The sequence below is a fragment of the Flavobacterium psychrotrophum genome, assembly GCF_003403075.1.
GTDB classification, from domain to species: domain Bacteria; phylum Bacteroidota; class Bacteroidia; order Flavobacteriales; family Flavobacteriaceae; genus Flavobacterium; species Flavobacterium psychrotrophum.
This window is the reverse complement of record NZ_CP031557.1, coordinates 1,236,820-1,254,498: the sequence shown is the minus strand read 5'-3', so window position 1 is coordinate 1,254,498 and position 17,679 is coordinate 1,236,820. Positions and strand designations below refer to the sequence as shown.

Genomic DNA, 17,679 nt, shown 5'->3' with positions numbered 1-17,679 from the left:
ACTACAATATTGGTTTATATTTATCATTAAAACTTTGGGTGATCTCGTTACCAAATTCATTGAAATGGTGTTCCAGTAGATTATCCATATACTCATAGATGCTCACCTTATCCTCACCAATCACCTGAACGATACGCGACAACCTTTCGTGAAATTCGGACCGAATGTATACGACCTTACCACTGCGGGCGCTGCCGTCTTTATTTCTTAAAAACTGCTCTTCATAATTGGAAGTGCCCTTCGTTTTAGCCTTTGGTTTTGATTTTGGCTCCTGTTTCTGTCCGGTATCCATCGGTTGCTTTGAATCATGGGCAAGCCCTTCCTTCCGCACACCACCAGCCATCATAGAGATCAGGTATTGCTCATCAATTTCAGGGTCTTTGTCTTTGTTATCCTTCTCCATCGTTATCCTCATTTAATATTTTTAAAAACTCGTTGATAAACCCCTCAAGGTTACAGCCCTGAAGCAGTTTTTCATCTGCAGGCAATAAAGTCGAACGGAAAATGCCCCGGCCCTCGGCATCATTTTCTTTTCTAAAACGGACGCTGGCAGCCACCGAAGTTTCCATAAGTTTCAATGTAAGTGATTGGATAACGGAACTGTAATAAGCATAAAGCAGATTGCGTTCGCGTCCGTCTACCTGGTTCCAGAATAAATAAATTTGCCTGATGGCTACTTGTTTTTGTTTCATCAAGACATCCGTGACCAATTGGGTAAAAACCAGGGTACTTTCCATGACCACACGGTCGGCCACCAGTGGCGTAAAAATATAGTCCATGCCTGCCAATGCCTTGATGATACCCGGGGCATTTACGGTACCGGGTAAGTCAAAGAACACGATATCAAGGTTGTGTTGCTTTTCCCTTATCAATCGCTCAGCGGCCTCCAATGCGGTATCCGGCTGCTGTTGTACAACAGCATAGGCTTTTTTACCCAGTGACTGAAACTGCCGGTGCGCCAGCTTTTTCATCCCATCATTTTCCATGACCATTTTCATATCCCGCTCGCGCATCTGTACAAGGCTGTATTGTGGGTAGTCACAGTCTATTACCGCCACGTTAAAGCCCAACCTGTAATGAAGTACACTTGCAACAAGGCTGGTAAAGGTTGTTTTGCCGACACCTCCCTTTTGAGAAGCGAAAGCAACAAATAGTGTTTTGCCAAATCGTTCCATATTTATATAGGTATATAATTATTTACATAGGTACATAGTGAGGTACGTAGGTACATATCTACCTACACAGGTACACGGGTATACACATACATAAGTACATGGTTGCATATACATGTGTGTATGCCGGTAACTATATAGATATAGGAATACCGCTATATGTGCATCAATACACAGGTATGCATATACCTGCACAGGTAGCTATGTGTGCAGGTATGTATTTACGTAGATACGTATGTACGTGCATACACCCATCGACACAAAGTAAATACATGAGGTTTCGTGGTTTTAACCGTAAGCATTGTTTGGCACTGGTTGTCAGGCTTTGGCACGGCTGCCCATGCTGCCATAGCCAACTGGGTTTCTTTACTTTGTCAGTATATAACTGACTGGTTGAGATAAAAGTAAACGGCCTTGAAGCCGTTTCGTCCTGGCTCACTGCAATCCGCCGAATGAGGCGGATTTTCCTTTCCCGCGAAAGGAGCAAGTTATGTTTTGAGGCACCCGAAACCTGATCGGTGCCTCAAAACGACTTGCCCTGGCAGGGGGCTGGAAACATCCTCCAAAGTCGGCTGTTTTTAATTTTAAAATGGATGTATGATGGATGAGAAGGATAACTTTAAGAGAAACAAAGGGGGGCGCAAGCCCAAGGTGAATCCCAGCACACACCGCCATGTGTTTCGCCTGAATGACGAAGAAAATGCCAAACTGCTGTCGCTTTTTGAAAGCTCGGGTATGCACAACAAGGCGAAATTTATCATTTCGCTACTGCTGGAAAGGGAAATTAAAACCGTAAAAATTGACCTGCAGGCAATGGAATACCATACACAACTGACTAAATTTTTCAGTCTTTTTCGCTCAATCGGTGTGAATTATAACCAGGTGGTGAAGATATTATACCGGAATTTTTCAGAAAAAAAGGCGGCTGCTTACCTCTACAGATTGGAAAAGCAGACTATTGAAATGGCTGCTTTATGTAAAAATATTATCGAACTGACGCAGGAATTTGAATCAAAATACCTGCTTAATGACACAAAAAAATGATTGCTAAAATCGGAAAAGGGATGAATATTTTTGGTGCTGTTTCTTACAATCAACTAAAAGTGGATAAGCAAAACGGCAAAATATTGCTTGCCCACAAAATACCAGACCCCAATGATGGTAACTTCACCGTGGCCCAAATCTGCCGGGCTTTTGAGCCCTACCTATTAGCCAATAATAAAACCGAGAAACCCGTGCGGCACATATCCCTTAATCCTGACCCATCCGATAAAGTGAGTGATGACCGTTTTATGCAAATGGCAGAGCAGTACATGATGGAAATGGGTTACGCAACTCAGCCGTATATCGTGTACAAACATAACGATATAGAGCGTACCCACATCCATATCGTAACCACCTGCGTACAACTTGACGGAAGTAAAATTCCCGACAATTACGACCACCACCGATCCATGGCCGCCTGCCGAAACCTGGAAAAAGCATTCAATCTTATACCTGCTGATGAAAAAACGCAACGGAATGAAAAAACAGTTTTCAAGCCTGTGGACTATATCAAAGGTGACGTTAAAAGCCAGATGGCAGCAGTCATACGCTATCTTCCTAAATACTACAGCTTTCCCAATCTGGGTACCTATAATGCGTTGCTTTCACTGTTCAACATTACTGCCGAACCGATAAGCGGTGAAGCCAATGGGGTTACCAAAAAAGGATTAGTCTACTTTACGCTTGATACTAAAGGTGAAAAGACAAGTAAGCCTTTTAAGTCTTCCTTATTCGGGAAATATGCCGGACTGGAGTCTCTGGAAATGCACTTTGAAAAATCTAAAACTGTAATGGCTAAACATCCATCCAGGACCCTACTAAAAAACAGTATTGAAGCAGCGATGCACATGGCAAATAGTGAAAGTAATTTTAAAAGGCAATTGCTTGAGCAGGGTATAAATGTCGTGGTACGCCGCAATAACGAAAGCAGGGTCTACGGGATTACGTTCATCGACCATGAATCCCGGAGTGTATGGAATGGCTCACAACTGGGTAAAACCCTTTCCGCTAACGTCTTTAACGACTGGTGGAACAACGGTATCAAAATCAATTCGGATATCGCACAGGTCAATAAACTATCGCCTTCACCGGTCTATAATGATGAAAAAGACCCATTTGAATTTTTGACTCCTACCAGGAATGACGGTATATTCGAGGCTTTGGGAAGTTTATTACCGGACAGCCAGGGTGAGGATTATGAAGAACGCGATTTTGAAAACCGGATGAAGAAAAAGAGAAAATACCGCCGGGGACAGTCTTAACTATCCTGAAATGCAAAGCGAATACTATTGCATGCTCAGTTAAAAGATTGCCTGAACTCCAGCGGGGAAAGCTTTGTTTTTGTCTTAAACAGTTTGCTGAACGACTGCGAATGTTCAAAACCTAATTCGTAAGCGATTTCACTGATGGATAAGTTGGTAGCGGATAGTTTTTCCTTAGCCTTTTCTATCAGTTTTAAATGAATGTACTGTTGCGCATTTAAGCCGATAACCGAACGCAGTAAATCACTTAAATAGCCTGTAGATAAGTTGAGTTGTTCGGAAAGGTATTGTACCGTAGGCAGTCCCTGTTTTAAGGTTTGCCCATTCTCAAAATAGGCATCTAAGAGTACTTCGGTTTTGTGTAGTATATCATCGTTTACCGTTTTACGCGTAATAAACTGGCGCTTGTAAAAACGGTTAACGTAATTCAGCAGTAAGTCGACCTGTGAAACAATTACTTCCTGGCTGAACTCATCAACACGGGCATTGATCTCCCTTTCCATAATCTGAAACACAGATAAAATAATATCCCTTTCTTGATTGGATAAGTGCAGGGCTTCATTCATTGAGTACGAGAAATAACCATATTGCTTTATCTTTTTTGCCAAGGGATAACCCAATAGAAAATCAGGATGGATAAGCAATAAATAAGCATACGTCTTACTGTTATAATCTGTACTGCCCACTAACTGGTTGGGTGCGATAAAAAGCATACTTCCATCGTCATAATCATAATAAGCCTGCCCGTATTTCAGCCTTCCGCTGTTTCATGTAATAAAAGTTATTTTATAGAAATCTACAATATCATAAATAGGCGCCATATCCGTATTAAAAGGATTGCCTTCATGGAAATGAACCAGGCTTATCAACGGATGCTGGGGTTTGGGCAATCCAAAGGCCTCATGGCTTTCAGAAATAGTCTTAAACCGTACCAGATTTTTCTTTTTCATATATCAAATTTAGATAAAACCCACGATAGAAACGCTATCGCGGGTTTTAGTCTTTACTTAAAGTATTACCATGGAAGTATCTTGTTTTCACCTGAAAAATCAGCCGGCCCGGTAAAACTTCCATTCGGCAGGTCTTCTGCCAATGACACACGGATTGGCTCTAAGGAACCGTATTCTACCGTATCGGTCCCCTGAAAATTATTAAGCGCCGTTGCTGTAAATCCTGGACTCACCAAATGTACTTTGATCCCTGTATTTTCAAGCTCTATTGCTAACGATAGAAAAATACCGTTAAGCGCCGTTTTAGATGCGCCATATATAGCATCAAATGCCGAGCGGTAGGGATTGTGAGGATTTGAATTGATCGTGAGAGAACCCAAGGCACTAGAAACCGTAACAATACGTGACGCCGTTGTTTCCCTCAACAACGGTAGGAATGCCTGAGTTATGGCAAGCGTACTGAATACATTGGTATTCCAGACCGTTTGCAATTCTTCGATAGATACGAGGCTTGGTTTTTGAGCCCCTAAGATTTCTTCCATAGTGCGTCCTGCCTTTCCGGCATGGGAAATGGCGGCATTGTTCACTAACAATGAGAGGTATCCAAACTCTTCCTGAACCTTCGCTACCGCAGCGTTAACAGCATCGGTATTGGTAATATCCAATTGAATAACCCTGGCGTTTGTGCCAATTTCTTTGGCGGCGGCTTCTCCTTTTTGTAAATCCCTTGAGCCTACGTAGACAATGTAATTATTTTCGGCGAGGGCCTTGGCAACCTGAAATCCTACACCGGTATTAGCGCCTGTAACAAGAGCACTTTTGTTTTGTTTGTCTGCATGATTTTATCTTTTAATGATATAGTGCAAAATTCTGCCTTACCGCTGTGCCTGATGTAGCCAAATCGGGAATTCCTGTAGCCTAAACGGGAAAATAGTTATGCTAAATATCTAATCCTTTACGTCCAAATGGTGCCTCCCGGCGACAAGGAGTACCATAGCATCCCTAAGCGCTGGTAAAACGGCTAAGTTCAGGGCATAACATTCAAAATCTATACTATGCAGGGAGAAGACGACATCAGGGGGCTTGCCAAAATAATGGCTTTTATGCGCGCGGTCAGCATTCTTATTTTGCTGATGCACTTTTACTGGTTTTGCTATGGCTGGTTTTTGGATAAGGGCTGGACACTAAACCTGGTTAATAAGATACTGTCCAATTTCCAGCGTACAGCGGGACTATTCTCCTATGGGCTGTATACCAAGGTTTTTACGGTACTACTTTTAGCGTTAAGCTGCCTTGGTACCAAAGGGGTCAAAAATGAAAAGGTTACCTGGACCAAAATCAACGGAATATTAGCCGTAGGTTTTCTGTTTTTCTTCTGTAGCGGGTGGATGCTTTCTTTGGGTAGCGGGTGGGCTGTAACGGCATACATGGCAATTGTTGCGACCGGTTACATCTGCCTGATGGTCGGAGGTGTGTGGTTGTCAAGGTTATTACGGAATAACCTTATGGATGATGTTTTCAATACCGAAAATGAAAGTTTCCAACAGGAAACCCAGCTCATGGAAAACGAGTATTCGGTGAACCTGCCGACCAAATTCTACTACAACAAAAAGTGGCACAACGGCTGGATCAATATCGTCAACCCCTTCAGGGCAACTATAGTATTGGGCACACCCGGCTCGGGTAAGTCCTTTGCAGTAGTAAACAATTACATCCGCCAGCATATCGAAAAAGGGTTTTCCATGTATATCTACGACTTTAAGTTTGATGACCTTTCAACCATAGCCTACAACCACTTATTAAAATATGCGGATAATTATAAGGTCAAACCCAAATTCTATGTCATCAACTTTGACGACCCGCGCCGCAGCCACCGTTGTAATCCCATTAACCCGGATTTCATGACCGATATTTCCGATGCCTACGAATCGGCCTATACCATCATGCTCAACCTGAACCGCAGCTGGATACAGAAACAGGGCGACTTCTTTGTAGAATCCCCAATCATTCTCCTCGCTGCCATCATTTGGTTTCTAAAAATCTACGACAACGGACGCTACTGCACTTTCCCGCACGCCATAGAGCTGCTGAATAAGAAGTATGCCGATGTGTTTACGATATTGACATCTTATCAGGAGCTGGAAAATTACCTGTCGCCTTTTATGGATGCCTGGCAGGGCGGGGCGCAGGATCAGCTCCAGGGACAGATTGCCTCTGCGAAAATACCCTTGTCAAGGATGATATCGCCGCAATTGTATTGGGTGATGACAGGTGATGATTTTACCCTTGATATCAATAATCCTAATGAACCGAAAATACTTTGCGTAGGAAACAACCCCGACCGCCAGAACATTTATTCTGCCGCACTGGGATTGTATAATTCACGCATCGTGAAGCTAATCAACAAGAAAGGGCAATTAAAAAGCTCGGTCATCATCGATGAGCTGCCCACCATCTACTTTCGTGGGCTGGACAACCTTATTGCGACTGCCCGTAGTAACAAAGTCGCCGTCTGCCTTGGTTTTCAGGATTACTCGCAGCTTACCCGTGATTATGGGGATAAGGAAAGTAAAGTGATCCAGAATACGGTGGGTAATATCTTCAGTGGGCAGGTCGTTGGGGAAACCGCTAAGAGCCTCTCAGAACGTTTCGGTAAGGTCCTGCAAAAACGCCAGAGTATGACTATCAACCGAAACGATAAATCAACCTCCATATCCACCCAGCTCGACAGCCTGATACCGGCAAGTAAAATAGCGACGCTCACACAGGGGATGTTTGTAGGGGCTGTATCGGATAATTTTGATGAGCGCATAGCACAGAAGATATTCCATGCTGAAATTGTCGTAGACGCCTCGAAAATAGCAAATGAGGAAAAAAGCTATCAGAAGATACCTAATATTCGCTCGTTCTCTGATAAGGATGGGAAAGACCGGATGGCCAGGGATATCGATGATAACTACCGCCAAATCAAACTGGATATTGTAAATATCATTGATTTGGAATTAAACAGGATTAAGAATGATCCGGATTTACAGCATTTGACGCCAGGTAATAAAACATGATTTGATAAATATTGAGTAAATAATCGGAATATTTCCGATTAAAGCGTCAAAATTAAACATACTGGATGTTCTGATATAAAGCAAAAATAGTTGCTATAGGATAAAATAAAGCAGGGTTTTGATAGGTAATATAATAATGCCTATTATGAATGACGGCCTGCCAATATCTGAAGTGAAAAATATTTTATGGATATCATTCAGAAATTAAAATTCCAGTAAAACAGGCATCATAAAAATAGTATTTTTGCCCCTCACTAAAAATACTACCATGAAAGAACTAATCGAGAAAATCGGTGCAGAGTTTGAAGCCTTCAAAGCTGATGCAGAACTACAACTGGAGAAAAGTAACAAAGCAGCCGGTACAAGGGCACGTAAGTCATCCCTTGACCTTGAAAAACTGCTAAAAGAATTCCGTAAGGTTTCTCTAGAAGAATCTAAAAAATAAAAAAATGCTTGCCGGGTATGGCAAGCATTTTTTCAATCGCTACTTTTCAAAACCAAATACAACTTCCGATTGCTCATTTAGTACCAACCGGGCGTTAAAAGCTTTCCCAGCCTTACTCTTAAGACCTTTTAAGACAGGGGTTGATTTTTGTTGAATCAATTTTTCAATTTCATCAAGGCTTAGGTTCCTGCTACAGACCGTCCGCCATTGCGACCAGTTACAGCTTTTGTCCGGGCACCGGATGGCTTTTTCATCGATTATCAGGTGGCTTGCGTTGCACCTGGGGCATAACAGTTCCGGTACCGCTTCTCTACTGATTTTCGTTTGTAATAACTCATTGGTTATTTTCTCAGTATAGGCTTTGATCTCATTTTCAAAATCATCAGCGGTTGATTCGCCATTTTCTATGCCTTCCAGTGCTGATTCCCAATCCGCGGTCATGGTTACCGAAGCAATGGCTTGCTCTGCGACAATGTTGTACACTGCGATTCCTTTTTCTGTAGGGGTGAGCGATTTCCCTTTTCGTTGGATATATTGTCGCGTAAGCAATCCCTCAATGATACCGGCCCTTGTAGCGGGTGTACCCAGGCCGGCCTTAACCTTCTGTTTTATATCGGGTGCAACAGCACCTGATTCGGGATGTTCCATTGCTGTAAGTAGGCTGGCTTCCGTGTAGAGTGCGGGACCGCGCTTTTGTTTTTCGAGCAGTGAGGCTCCGCTAACAACGATCACATCATCCACTTTTATTTCGGGCAATTCCATTTCTGCGTCATCCAAATGTTCAAATTTACCTTGTATAGCACACCAGCCCGCATCCATTACGGTCACCGATGTAGCTTTGAAGCGGTATTGCAGCACCTGTAATTCAATTGCTGTTACCTCCCTCACACAAGTCTCTGAAACCGCTTCTAATAACCTGAAGGCAATCATATGGTAAATAGTTGCCTCTTTTACAGAAAGTGCTGATGGAACTTTTTCCGTAACCAACAGGCCGTGATGGTCGGTTACCTTTCCTTCATTGACAATGTGCTTGTTCAACCGTGCATATTTCAGTTGCGGTAGTACTTTACTGAAAGCCGGGTCGGCTTCAAGGCCCCTGATGAGTTCCGGGACTGTACTCCAAAGGTCGGGTGTAATGTATTTACTCCCGGTTCGGGGATAGGTAATAAACTTTTTCTCGTAAAGGCTCTGTGCAATGTCCAGTGTTTCGGAAGCGGTAAATCCCAACTTGCGGTTGGCTTCTTTTTGCAATCCTGTAAGGTCAAAAAGCAAAGGCGGTGGATCCTTTACGATTTCAGAATGTATCGCGGTAACAACGGCTTGTTTCTGGCGCTGTAACATCCTATAGGCTTCTTCGGCTTCGATTTTATCGTGGTATACTTCGGTAGATATGCTATGAAAATCAAGAAATGATTTGGTGTGCTGTAGTTGCAGTTGCCAAAATTTTTCAGGGATAAAATTTTGACGCTCTTCGTACCTCCTGCAAATCATGGCCAGAGTCGGGGTCTGCACGCGCCCAAGGGGATAAATACCAGTACCCGCAGCGATAGTCAGGGCTTGTGTTGCATTAATACCGACCAGCCAGTCTGCACGACTCCTTGCATGGGCTGCCTGGTACAAATTGTCAAAATCAGTACCCGGCTGCAGGTTCTCAAACCCTTTCTTTAATGCCGTTTCAGTAAGTGAACTTACCCACAACCTTTGGAAAGGTTTGGTACATTTTAGATAGTCATAGATATATCGGAAAATTAGTTCCCCTTCCCTACCCGCATCCGTAGCCACTATAATGTTCTTACATTGCTGAAATAAGTTTTCTATAACCTCTAATTGCTTTATAATACTGTTGCTTTTATCCTTTTTACGATTAGCTTCCAGTCGTGGGGCAAGCGTAAAAGTATCGGGTAAGATTGGTAGGTTATACTTTTGGAAACCCGTATAACCATAGGCCTCGGGGAGCGCCAGGCTTACCAGATGCCCGAAGGCCCAGGTAACTGCATAGCCATTTCCTTCACTATAGCCTTCTTTTTTATCCGTTGCGCCCAAGAGCGCGGCCAGCTCACGGGCCACGATCGGTTTTTCTGCCAATACTGCTATCATAACGCATTCCTTTTTAATTTACATTTTCATACCGCGTTTCCTTACCGGTGCCTGTTGCTCTTCTGAAGCAGTGTCTGGTTTGTCCTGGGTTGCTTTTTGCTGCTTGCCGCTTTTCGGTTCTTCTGAAGCATTGTTTTCCGCCTTGGTAGCAGACTGCGTATTCTTAGCTTCAGCAGGCATCGCTTCTTCTTTAGACTTGGAAGGGTTGTTAAACGAAAAACCTACTTTACCACTTTCTTGATTGTAGGTGATATATCCTTGGTATTCCTTGCCCTGCTTGTCTGTGAGCCCGCTGACATATACCGTAAGGCCTTCTTTTAGTTTGCTATGTTGCTCGTCGGTAAGTTCTTTCCCCCTGAATTCTTTGGGAGCCTCGGCATAGGTTCTTCCTTGCGATTGGTTTTGCCCGTTTCGGTCAAACAGGAATTCCACATAACGCTTATCTGCGTTGAACTGTACCGTAGCGTCAAAAGCTTCACCTTTTTTGGAAGTCATACCTTCCAGCTGTAAGGGCTTTCCCTCCTGAAGCGTTTGTTTCTGTTGCTCGTTAAGCTTAATCCCCTTGATTTCATCGGGTATCTGCATCCATTCCGCTTTGTAGGCTACGAGTTCGTTGGTTTTCCGGTCAACACTGATTACCGACGGGACAAACTCGCTGGTCTTTTGGTTAAACAAATCGACAACCCTTCCCATATTGCCGGTATTCAACAGGTTCTCTTTGTCTTCTTTAGTAAACTCATGCCCGAAAAACGGGTAATTAAGGTTCGGCTCTTTTCTAATACCATGCATGGCAACCACTACCTGGCCGGCATCGTTCTGTTGCAACGAAAGCCTGGCATCGAGCTTGGCTACGGCATTACCCATTGTAAGGGTGAGCGGTATCAGGTTATCTGTTTTGTAGCCTTTTAGTAGCGGTTCCAGTGCTCCGATCTTTTCGAGGCGGTCCTTGGTCAGTCCTAAATCGGCTAGCGATTTCCAGTTTACCTGTTCAGGTTTGAAACGGTACTCTTCCGTTTTTCCATTTGATTCTTGTGTGTCCATACTATTATGATTTTTATGTTGATATTCTGCATTAAGTGCATACTTAGACATCAGTTTTTGGGCTGCTGCGCCCAAACGGTTGAGATGCTGTTGCAGTTCCGACGCAATCTGTTTTCCTTCTGTTACCGGTACACGGAAAAAGTCAAACCGCGTAGGGTCTTTCAGCTGGCGCTGGAAGTTGGAGAACAGGTTGCTGAAAAAATTGCCATTGCGGTCCACCCGCATAAACTGGGCTTCGCCTTTTTCATCGGGTGGTACCGTTTCAAGCTTGCCATCCTTTCCCAGTTTCTTTACAGCGCTGATCTGGTTCTTTTGCTTATCAAGCACCAGCAGCATCTCATTCATTTCAGGCTGATGTTCCATAGTTCTGATGTTTAGTTAACCTAAACTACTGTGGGCTTCGTGACAACGGAAGGACTGTCTCTCAATGGCACATTTAGTCATTTTGTGTCCCCCTGCAGCCGCACCGGCTTATGGAAACTCTCACGGATAAATTGGTGGATGTCGGAAAGTTTGTAGTAGAGTTTTCCGCTAATGGTGTAGTAGGCCAGTTTACCGGCTGAGCGGTAGCGTTGCAACGAACGCGAACTAATCTTGAGCATTTGCAATACATCCTGGTTGTCCAGCAACTCCTCCCCATCAATACTGCTATGACGCTGTTCATTTTCCCGGATCCTTTGTGTCAGTAAATCGAAACGTTGCATTACACGTTCCATCCAGGCATTAAATTCCATTCGGTCTATGTTCATGGCTTTACATTTTGAGATTAATACTATCTCAAAGTTTTATATAAGTCATGACCTGGTCTGCCAAGATGTGCCAATGGGTATTTATTTTTTTTTTGCAAAAAAAGCAGCACATCACTGTGCTGCCTGTTTTAAGGGGATTGGTATCCCTATAAACTTTTATCCATATAATGTTCCAATGAATCTTTGAGCTGGTCTATAAATAGCGTCCGATTACCCGCCCGGTCTTTCATGCGATGAAAAGCGTGGTGTACGTCGCCCAATGGCGTTTTGAAGATGGATTGGAAGATTAATGTAATTTTACGCAAGCCGATCTTTCCATTTGAAATAACGCCGGCAATGTAAAGTGCATAAATCAGTTCGATGAGGGCATTCTTGGTTCCGGTCCAGCGCAACTCATCCGGGATAACCGATATACTGGTACTCCTTGTTTCCGGGTCTATACGTGTAAGCAGGAAAGCATACAACAATTCATGCGCAATAATCCGTGCCAGCAGGTGGTCATAATAGGTAGAGAAATTGGGGTCGGTTTCAAAATAAAAACTGTTGAGTCCCGTAAAATGGTGTAACTGCCCTCTGACAAAATACTCGCCGTCCCTGTCTGAACGCCCGGAACGGTAATAACGGAAAAACTCGTTATCCCTGTACAACCGGCTGTTTTTCTTTAGCAGCTTTAATTGCCCTGAAAAGTATTTAATGTACATTTTCCCTTCTGAGAACGGACAGGAGGTTTCTATCCGGTATACTTCATTGTAAAAAATCAATTTCCCCAATACTTGTGGCTTAACCTCTTTAAATAATTCGATTTCTTCCTGTCTGGTAATTGATTTCAGTCCGAGAAGATATTCCCTTAAACGGTGTAGGGTTTCATGAAGATGGACAATCATATCGCTGGATTGCAGTACAATATCGCCGCCTATGGTGGAGAATTGCTGTTCCTTCTGATTGATATCAATGAGTAACCCTTTATAAAAAGCAATTTTTATCATACACGTGCGATTTAATCCTAAACATCATTTTTCTTTTTCTGAATTCGCAGCAAGGCATTTGATACTTATACCTGGAATCTCTTCCGAAATTCCAAGGGGGTAAACAATGTGTGTCTTTTGAAAAAACGGCGAAAACTACCGCCCGATGAAAAGCCCAGTTGTTCACTGATTGTTTCAATACCGTCACCATGGTGTACTAACAGGTATTTCGCTTCACTAATAAGGATTTCCGCTATGCAAAAGCCAACCGTCTTGCCGGTTACTTCCCGTACCGCCTTGTTTAAGTAACCATCCGTAACACATAATACACCGGAATAAAAACCTATATTTTGTTCCTGTCTAAAATGCTTTAGTAATAACTTTAGAAACCCCATAGCCAGGGCTTCTTTACGGTTGTAGGAAGTGTTTTCAGAGGGGTTCGAATGATTGTACAACCAACCCGTTTGAAAAAGTAACAGGCTCAAAGTCATTGAGAATGATTGTACAGATAATTGCGAAATACTATCCTGGACCGTGGAATAATACATAAGGAGTTTCATGATACGGCTGAGTACCTTCTGTTCAAACGCATCCGGGACTATTTTTAGGGGGTGTTTCTTAATAAAGGTCTCTATGAAGTGATAGAACATTTTGGTTTCCACTATGAATTCCCGGTTGATTTTTACAATGTAGCAGAACAGCTTTTTCCCGGCATGGATTACCTGGTAATATTCCTGGCTGACCGCAATGATAATTTCACCGGATACACCGAGCATGCTCACCCCATCAACCAGTATGCGTATTATCCCTGATTTAACGAAAACTAAAATGAAATGCCCGGAACACGACATATTTTGAATTTCGACGGCCGAGCCTTTGTATAAGTATACTTCAGCAGGTAATTTTTTTGAGATAAATTCCATATCATACAGGTATTAAAATGCCCGGCGTACCGGGCATCAATTTTAAAAAGTTATGTTTTCATGCTGTGCAATACGGGTTATTAGTAGATACTGTATTGCTCTGTCCGAATCGGTTAACGCTCCCGCTGTTGCTGCAACGATATTGCCTACCGATGTCTCCCAATCAGTATCTTCACAACAACTGTGGTCGAGGGAATAGCGCGCCAAAGAAGTAACGGTAAAGAGTACCCTTTGGTCGTTCGTGGTCAGAGCGGTTGAGTTCATTACGGTATCTTCGAAATTGACAATTTCAGTATAAGCACTGGCAAACGGTTGATGCCTCAGCGTTATAAAGTCCTCAGTGAACGTCGTAAGATAGTCTTTGGCACTTTGCGAAAGCGTGGAATTGGCCAAAACCGTAGTTAATGATAATGAGGGCGAACTTACATACGTCGAAAGTAAAGCCTGTTCATTGTTGTTAATGGCAACTGCTTTGCTTCCCATAATCGTCGCAACGGCAGTCGATACTCCGGAAAATGTAGTTGGGTTATAGCCTGTATTTTGGTATTCTGATAAGAACACTCTGTAATTACGCCCTATGCTGTCATAGGGATTCAATTTATTTTCCGCCTGCAAAGCAGTGAATTTCATAGTTTGTCCGTGAATTGCCTTTACAGGTGTCAGTTCCGTATCGGAAGAACAGCCCATAAGCAGCACTGCGGACAGTAGTCCGGGTAAAAGAACATTTTTCATAGTTTCGTTTTTAAATGTTACTGATTCGATTTGATCAGTTCATTTATCCGGATAGACAAACTGGCAGGTTACAATCACATAACCCTTGGTTTCTGAATTCAAAACAAAACTATTGGCACGCATAACACCGCGCAACTGCTATACTTCGGGTATTCGTATTTTTACTACTGATTTTCGGAAAATCCACAGTCTTAAATTTTGTTAAAAGCCCAACAAATACAGGGCATTTAATTATTTTTGAAAAGCCTTACCATATCGTTTGCCTTACTACTGCCTGATTCTTAACCGACACAGAAACTATTATTACGCTTGCAAATGATAACCGGCATCCATCTTAAAACTGCATTTTGTTGCTTATGTGCACTGATATGTGAAACACATGCATACGCTTCTCCAAAAGACTCTCTAATTGATAAAGACTATTCCTATCTTTTCAGAAGGATAAAGGAAGCTAAAAACAATACCACATTCCAAAAATTGTACTTAAAAGCATTCCTGGATAAGGCCAAAGCGGGTACTGACTTTGAACTGCTGCTGCAGGGATATAAAAACTATGCAGATAATTCTGAGGGAACTGTAAAAATTATTTATACCGACAGCATGGTAAAGGCAGCATTAAAATCCAATGACGATAAGTTAATTGGTTCTGCATATCTTTCCCGTGGGATCGTTTTTTATGGAATGAAAAAACATCAGGAAGCCTTAGAAAATTATATTACCGCGCGGACGTATCTCGAAAGGGCTGATGATCCTTACCTTTCGCATAAATTCAAATACAACATAGCCCAGGAAAAATACTATTTGGGTCAAAACCAAGAGACGATAGTACTCCTTACACAATGCTTAACGTATTTTAAAAACGAAAACACAAGAGCATACTTAAATACCATTCATTCTCTTGGCCTGGTCTACAATAAAAGCGGAGATTATGGGAACGCAGCCAGAATGGTTAGCTTAGGTATTGGAGAAGCAAAACGACTGAATAACCATAGCATGGACTGTTATTTCCTCCATCTGGATGGGCTCAATGAATATTTTATATCGAATTACGCTTCAGCAATAGCTAAATTAAAGCAATCCATTGCGCCACTGACCAATCTGAATGATTATGCGAACCTGGCCGTTGCCAATTTTTACATCGGTAAAAGCTATTGGGTACAAAAGAACTTCCAGGAAAGTATACCGTATCTTAAAAAAGTCGATGATGAATTTATCCGTAGCGAATACATACGCCCGGATCTCAGGGAAAACTATGAGTTGTTAATCGACTATTATAAGGATAATAATAACCAGGGTGAAGTACTAAAATATGTAGATCGTTTACTAAAGGCGGACAGTATACTACGCTTAACGCATGACCATCTTTTTGACAGCATCCATAAAAATTACGATGATCGGGAATTACTTCTTGAAAAACAAAAAATGGAAAAGGCGTTATACAGGCAAAAGAGCAATAATAACTTATTAATCATAAGTTCGATATCATTACTGGCAATAACGCTTTTCATATCCTATAAATGGAAAACCAACCGCAAAAGGCAGGAAAAAATATTTAAGGAACTGATGCAGGAAAATCAAAGGCTTTCAATGAAACCTGATAAAAGTATCCCTAAAGAGCTGGCAATTCCGGAAGATACCGTACAAAAAGTGTTACAGGCTCTTAAAAAATGGGAAGCCAATAAGGAGTATTTAAAAAGTAACACCAGCCTTACAGCACTCGCCGAGTATGTGGGAGCCAACAACCGTTATACCTCTGAGATTATCTCATTTCATAAAAAACAATCCTATAACAATTATGTCAACAGCCTGAAAATACAATACATCATAAACGCACTTAAAACGAACCGATTGCTGCGGATATTTACGGATGATGCCCTTGCGGCCGAAGTGGGTTTTACCAGCACACAACGTTTTGTAGCGGCTTTTAAAGTGTACACGGAAATGTCTCCCAGGGTATTTATAGAAAAGCTAAGAAAAGAATTAGACGACAACGCCGAACCATCTTAATAGGCCATATAATAGATAAGCAGGTCGTTAAGCTTATTGGCCAACAGCGTTGTCCCGTAGACACCATCCTCATTCTGTTTATAATAACGGCAACGGATGTAATACAACCCGGTACCGGTAATCTCAAAAGGATCTAAAGAATCAACTTTTATCTTATGGCTACCGGACTCATGTTCGAGTTCCATGCCAACTAAATACTGACGCTCTTTAATTTCTTGTTCGCAATCGTGGAGTTTCAACGTAAAAACTTTTAATTAAGAATAATAAGGAAGTACATAATCAATAAACCATTTGGGAACCTTATCTGTCTTAAGCTCTAATGCGCCATCATACAATTCTGCAATCATGACCTGCTTCTTCCCGGAATTATCAAATAGATAAGCCCTGTAACATAATGGTAAAATTTCATGCAAAAGCCCAAGAGTGCGTACATAGCGTTCCCTGATCTTATTTTCGGACACTGGATGACCTCCTTTTTTAACCCTCGTATCTACGCGTGATACGTTTACCTCTGGGTCATCAATACAAACAAAATAAAGGTAGGCGTGATAACCCAGCCCAAGCAATTCCTTTACTTCTTCGACTTTAGATGCGTGGCTCATTACCGTTTCAAAACTGAAAGATTTGCCTTCCCTGATTAATAAATGCCGTATAAAGGCAGCCGTATAAGAAGCCTCATAGCTGTGGCTTTCTTTGGAACGGTCAACAATACAGTTCTCACTGACAATAATATCAATAGGATGATTGGCCTCCCCTGCCTTTTGCAACAGCGACTTGGAAGAAGGAAGATGAGAAAATTCATCAAGGTCTTGCTGCGTAGCTTTCAGTCCGAGCTCTTTAAGGTCGATAAGTCCTTTACCCACCAGCCGGCTTTCAATTTCATCCGCATTGATGAATGGACCGGTATTGTAGTTTCTTGAAAACTCCTGAAAAAGGGAACTTTTACCGGAACCGTTTGGTCCGGCAAAAACCCGTATCTTTTTATTTGGCATGCAATACCATTCCTTTGGTTAGTACAATAGGAGCTGTAACCTTTTCTAATTTCTTGACCACCGTGGTGTGGCCGTTAGGTTCCTCTACAATAACATTACCATTTTCAATATAGGTAATGTCAAGATCAAGTGCCTTGGCATGGCGCACAGCAGTAGCGGAGGCAACAGTACCTGCCGCCTGCAATGATTTTGTCTGTGCTGTGTCTTTACGGAATACCACCTTTTTCATCGTGCAATA

The 17,679-nt window shown here is 42.3% G+C and carries 18 protein-coding genes and 1 pseudogene; 5 read left to right on the top strand and 14 right to left on the bottom strand.

Features of this window, described 5'->3' with window-relative positions:
* Nucleotide 1: 1 nt before the first annotated feature.
* Together DYH63_RS05425 and DYH63_RS05420 are read right to left on the bottom strand one after the other, a co-directional pair.
* Entirely contained in the window at nucleotides 2-403 is a 402-nt protein-coding gene (locus DYH63_RS05425; RefSeq protein WP_116787850.1) for a DUF3408 domain-containing protein, read from the bottom strand.
* Nucleotides 390-1,175 carry a ParA family protein gene (locus tag DYH63_RS05420; RefSeq protein ID WP_116787849.1) on the bottom strand — a complete coding sequence of 262 codons (786 nt, stop codon included), beginning with the start codon at nucleotides 1,173-1,175 and terminating at the stop codon, nucleotides 390-392. The genes DYH63_RS05425 and DYH63_RS05420 overlap by 14 nt, the downstream gene beginning before the upstream one ends.
* A gap of 597 nt (nucleotides 1,176-1,772) precedes the next feature.
* Between DYH63_RS05420 and mobA the strand changes: the two genes are divergently transcribed.
* Nucleotides 1,773-2,216 carry a conjugal transfer protein MobA gene (gene mobA / locus DYH63_RS05415; protein ID WP_116787848.1) on the top strand — a complete coding sequence of 148 codons (444 nt, stop codon included), beginning with the start codon at nucleotides 1,773-1,775 and terminating at the stop codon, nucleotides 2,214-2,216.
* Nucleotides 2,213-3,478, top strand: a complete 1,266-nt coding sequence (gene mobB / locus DYH63_RS05410) for a conjugal transfer protein MobB (RefSeq protein ID WP_116787847.1) — start codon at nucleotides 2,213-2,215, stop codon at nucleotides 3,476-3,478. The genes mobA and mobB overlap by 4 nt, the downstream gene beginning before the upstream one ends.
* Before the next feature lie 35 nt (nucleotides 3,479-3,513).
* Here the strand turns inward: mobB and DYH63_RS05405 are convergent, their stop codons facing one another.
* The 3 genes and pseudogenes from DYH63_RS05405 to DYH63_RS05400 form a co-directional block, all read right to left on the bottom strand.
* The gene (locus DYH63_RS05405; RefSeq protein ID WP_369692820.1) at nucleotides 3,514-4,191 is read right to left on the bottom strand and encodes a helix-turn-helix domain-containing protein; all 678 of its coding nucleotides are present in this window, start codon (nucleotides 4,189-4,191) and stop codon (nucleotides 3,514-3,516) included.
* Between the two features lie 54 nt (nucleotides 4,192-4,245).
* On the bottom strand, nucleotides 4,246-4,428 hold the full coding sequence (locus tag DYH63_RS21745; RefSeq protein WP_369692819.1) for a hypothetical protein: 183 nt from the start codon (nucleotides 4,426-4,428) through the stop codon (nucleotides 4,246-4,248).
* 65 nt (nucleotides 4,429-4,493) lie between these two features.
* Nucleotides 4,494-5,189: pseudogene (locus DYH63_RS05400) on the bottom strand (SDR family NAD(P)-dependent oxidoreductase); the annotation flags it as partial.
* Nucleotides 5,190-5,483: 294 nt separating this feature from the next.
* On the opposite strand from DYH63_RS05400, the gene mobC reads away from it, so the two are divergent.
* Entirely contained in the window at nucleotides 5,484-7,490 is a 2,007-nt protein-coding gene (gene mobC / locus DYH63_RS05395; RefSeq protein WP_116787846.1) for a conjugal transfer protein MobC, read from the top strand.
* Nucleotides 7,491-7,758: 268 nt separating this feature from the next.
* Entirely contained in the window at nucleotides 7,759-7,935 is a 177-nt protein-coding gene (locus DYH63_RS05390; protein WP_116787845.1) for a BF3379 family histone-like protein, read from the top strand.
* A gap of 39 nt (nucleotides 7,936-7,974) precedes the next feature.
* On the opposite strand, the gene DYH63_RS05385 is transcribed toward DYH63_RS05390, so the two are convergent.
* From DYH63_RS05385 to DYH63_RS05360, 6 genes are all read right to left on the bottom strand, one after another.
* Nucleotides 7,975-10,032: a type IA DNA topoisomerase gene (locus DYH63_RS05385; RefSeq protein WP_116787844.1), complete on the bottom strand. Its 2,058-nt coding sequence runs from the start codon at nucleotides 10,030-10,032 to the stop codon at nucleotides 7,975-7,977.
* 18 nt (nucleotides 10,033-10,050) lie between these two features.
* A complete protein-coding gene (locus DYH63_RS05380) occupies nucleotides 10,051-11,436 on the bottom strand; it encodes a DUF3945 domain-containing protein (protein ID WP_116787843.1) in 1,386 nt (461 codons plus the stop codon).
* Nucleotides 11,437-11,513: 77 nt separating this feature from the next.
* Nucleotides 11,514-11,822, bottom strand: coding sequence for a helix-turn-helix domain-containing protein (locus DYH63_RS05375; RefSeq protein ID WP_116787842.1), 309 nt, complete (start codon nucleotides 11,820-11,822; stop codon nucleotides 11,514-11,516).
* 146 nt (nucleotides 11,823-11,968) lie between these two features.
* The gene (locus DYH63_RS05370; protein WP_116787841.1) at nucleotides 11,969-12,808 is read right to left on the bottom strand and encodes an RteC domain-containing protein; all 840 of its coding nucleotides are present in this window, start codon (nucleotides 12,806-12,808) and stop codon (nucleotides 11,969-11,971) included.
* Between the two features lie 65 nt (nucleotides 12,809-12,873).
* A complete protein-coding gene (locus tag DYH63_RS05365) occupies nucleotides 12,874-13,710 on the bottom strand; it encodes a helix-turn-helix domain-containing protein (RefSeq protein ID WP_116787840.1) in 837 nt (278 codons plus the stop codon).
* 42 nt (nucleotides 13,711-13,752) lie between these two features.
* Nucleotides 13,753-14,442: a hypothetical protein gene (locus tag DYH63_RS05360; RefSeq protein ID WP_116787839.1), complete on the bottom strand. Its 690-nt coding sequence runs from the start codon at nucleotides 14,440-14,442 to the stop codon at nucleotides 13,753-13,755.
* 477 nt (nucleotides 14,443-14,919) lie between these two features.
* On the opposite strand from DYH63_RS05360, the gene DYH63_RS05355 reads away from it, so the two are divergent.
* Entirely contained in the window at nucleotides 14,920-16,449 is a 1,530-nt protein-coding gene (locus DYH63_RS05355) for a helix-turn-helix transcriptional regulator (protein ID WP_162926934.1), read from the top strand.
* Here the strand turns inward: DYH63_RS05355 and DYH63_RS05350 are convergent.
* The 3 genes from DYH63_RS05350 to DYH63_RS05340 are packed head-to-tail and all read right to left on the bottom strand — an operon-like array spanning nucleotide 16,446 to nucleotide 17,670.
* Nucleotides 16,446-16,688: a hypothetical protein gene (locus tag DYH63_RS05350; RefSeq protein WP_116787837.1), complete on the bottom strand. Its 243-nt coding sequence runs from the start codon at nucleotides 16,686-16,688 to the stop codon at nucleotides 16,446-16,448. The genes DYH63_RS05355 and DYH63_RS05350 overlap by 4 nt on opposite strands.
* A gap of 15 nt (nucleotides 16,689-16,703) precedes the next feature.
* A complete protein-coding gene (locus tag DYH63_RS05345; protein WP_116787836.1) occupies nucleotides 16,704-17,441 on the bottom strand; it encodes an ATPase in 738 nt (245 codons plus the stop codon).
* Entirely contained in the window at nucleotides 17,431-17,670 is a 240-nt protein-coding gene (locus DYH63_RS05340; protein ID WP_116787835.1) for a hypothetical protein, read from the bottom strand. Before DYH63_RS05340 ends, DYH63_RS05345 begins: the two co-directional genes overlap by 11 nt.
* Between the last annotated feature and the right edge of the window lie 9 nt (nucleotides 17,671-17,679).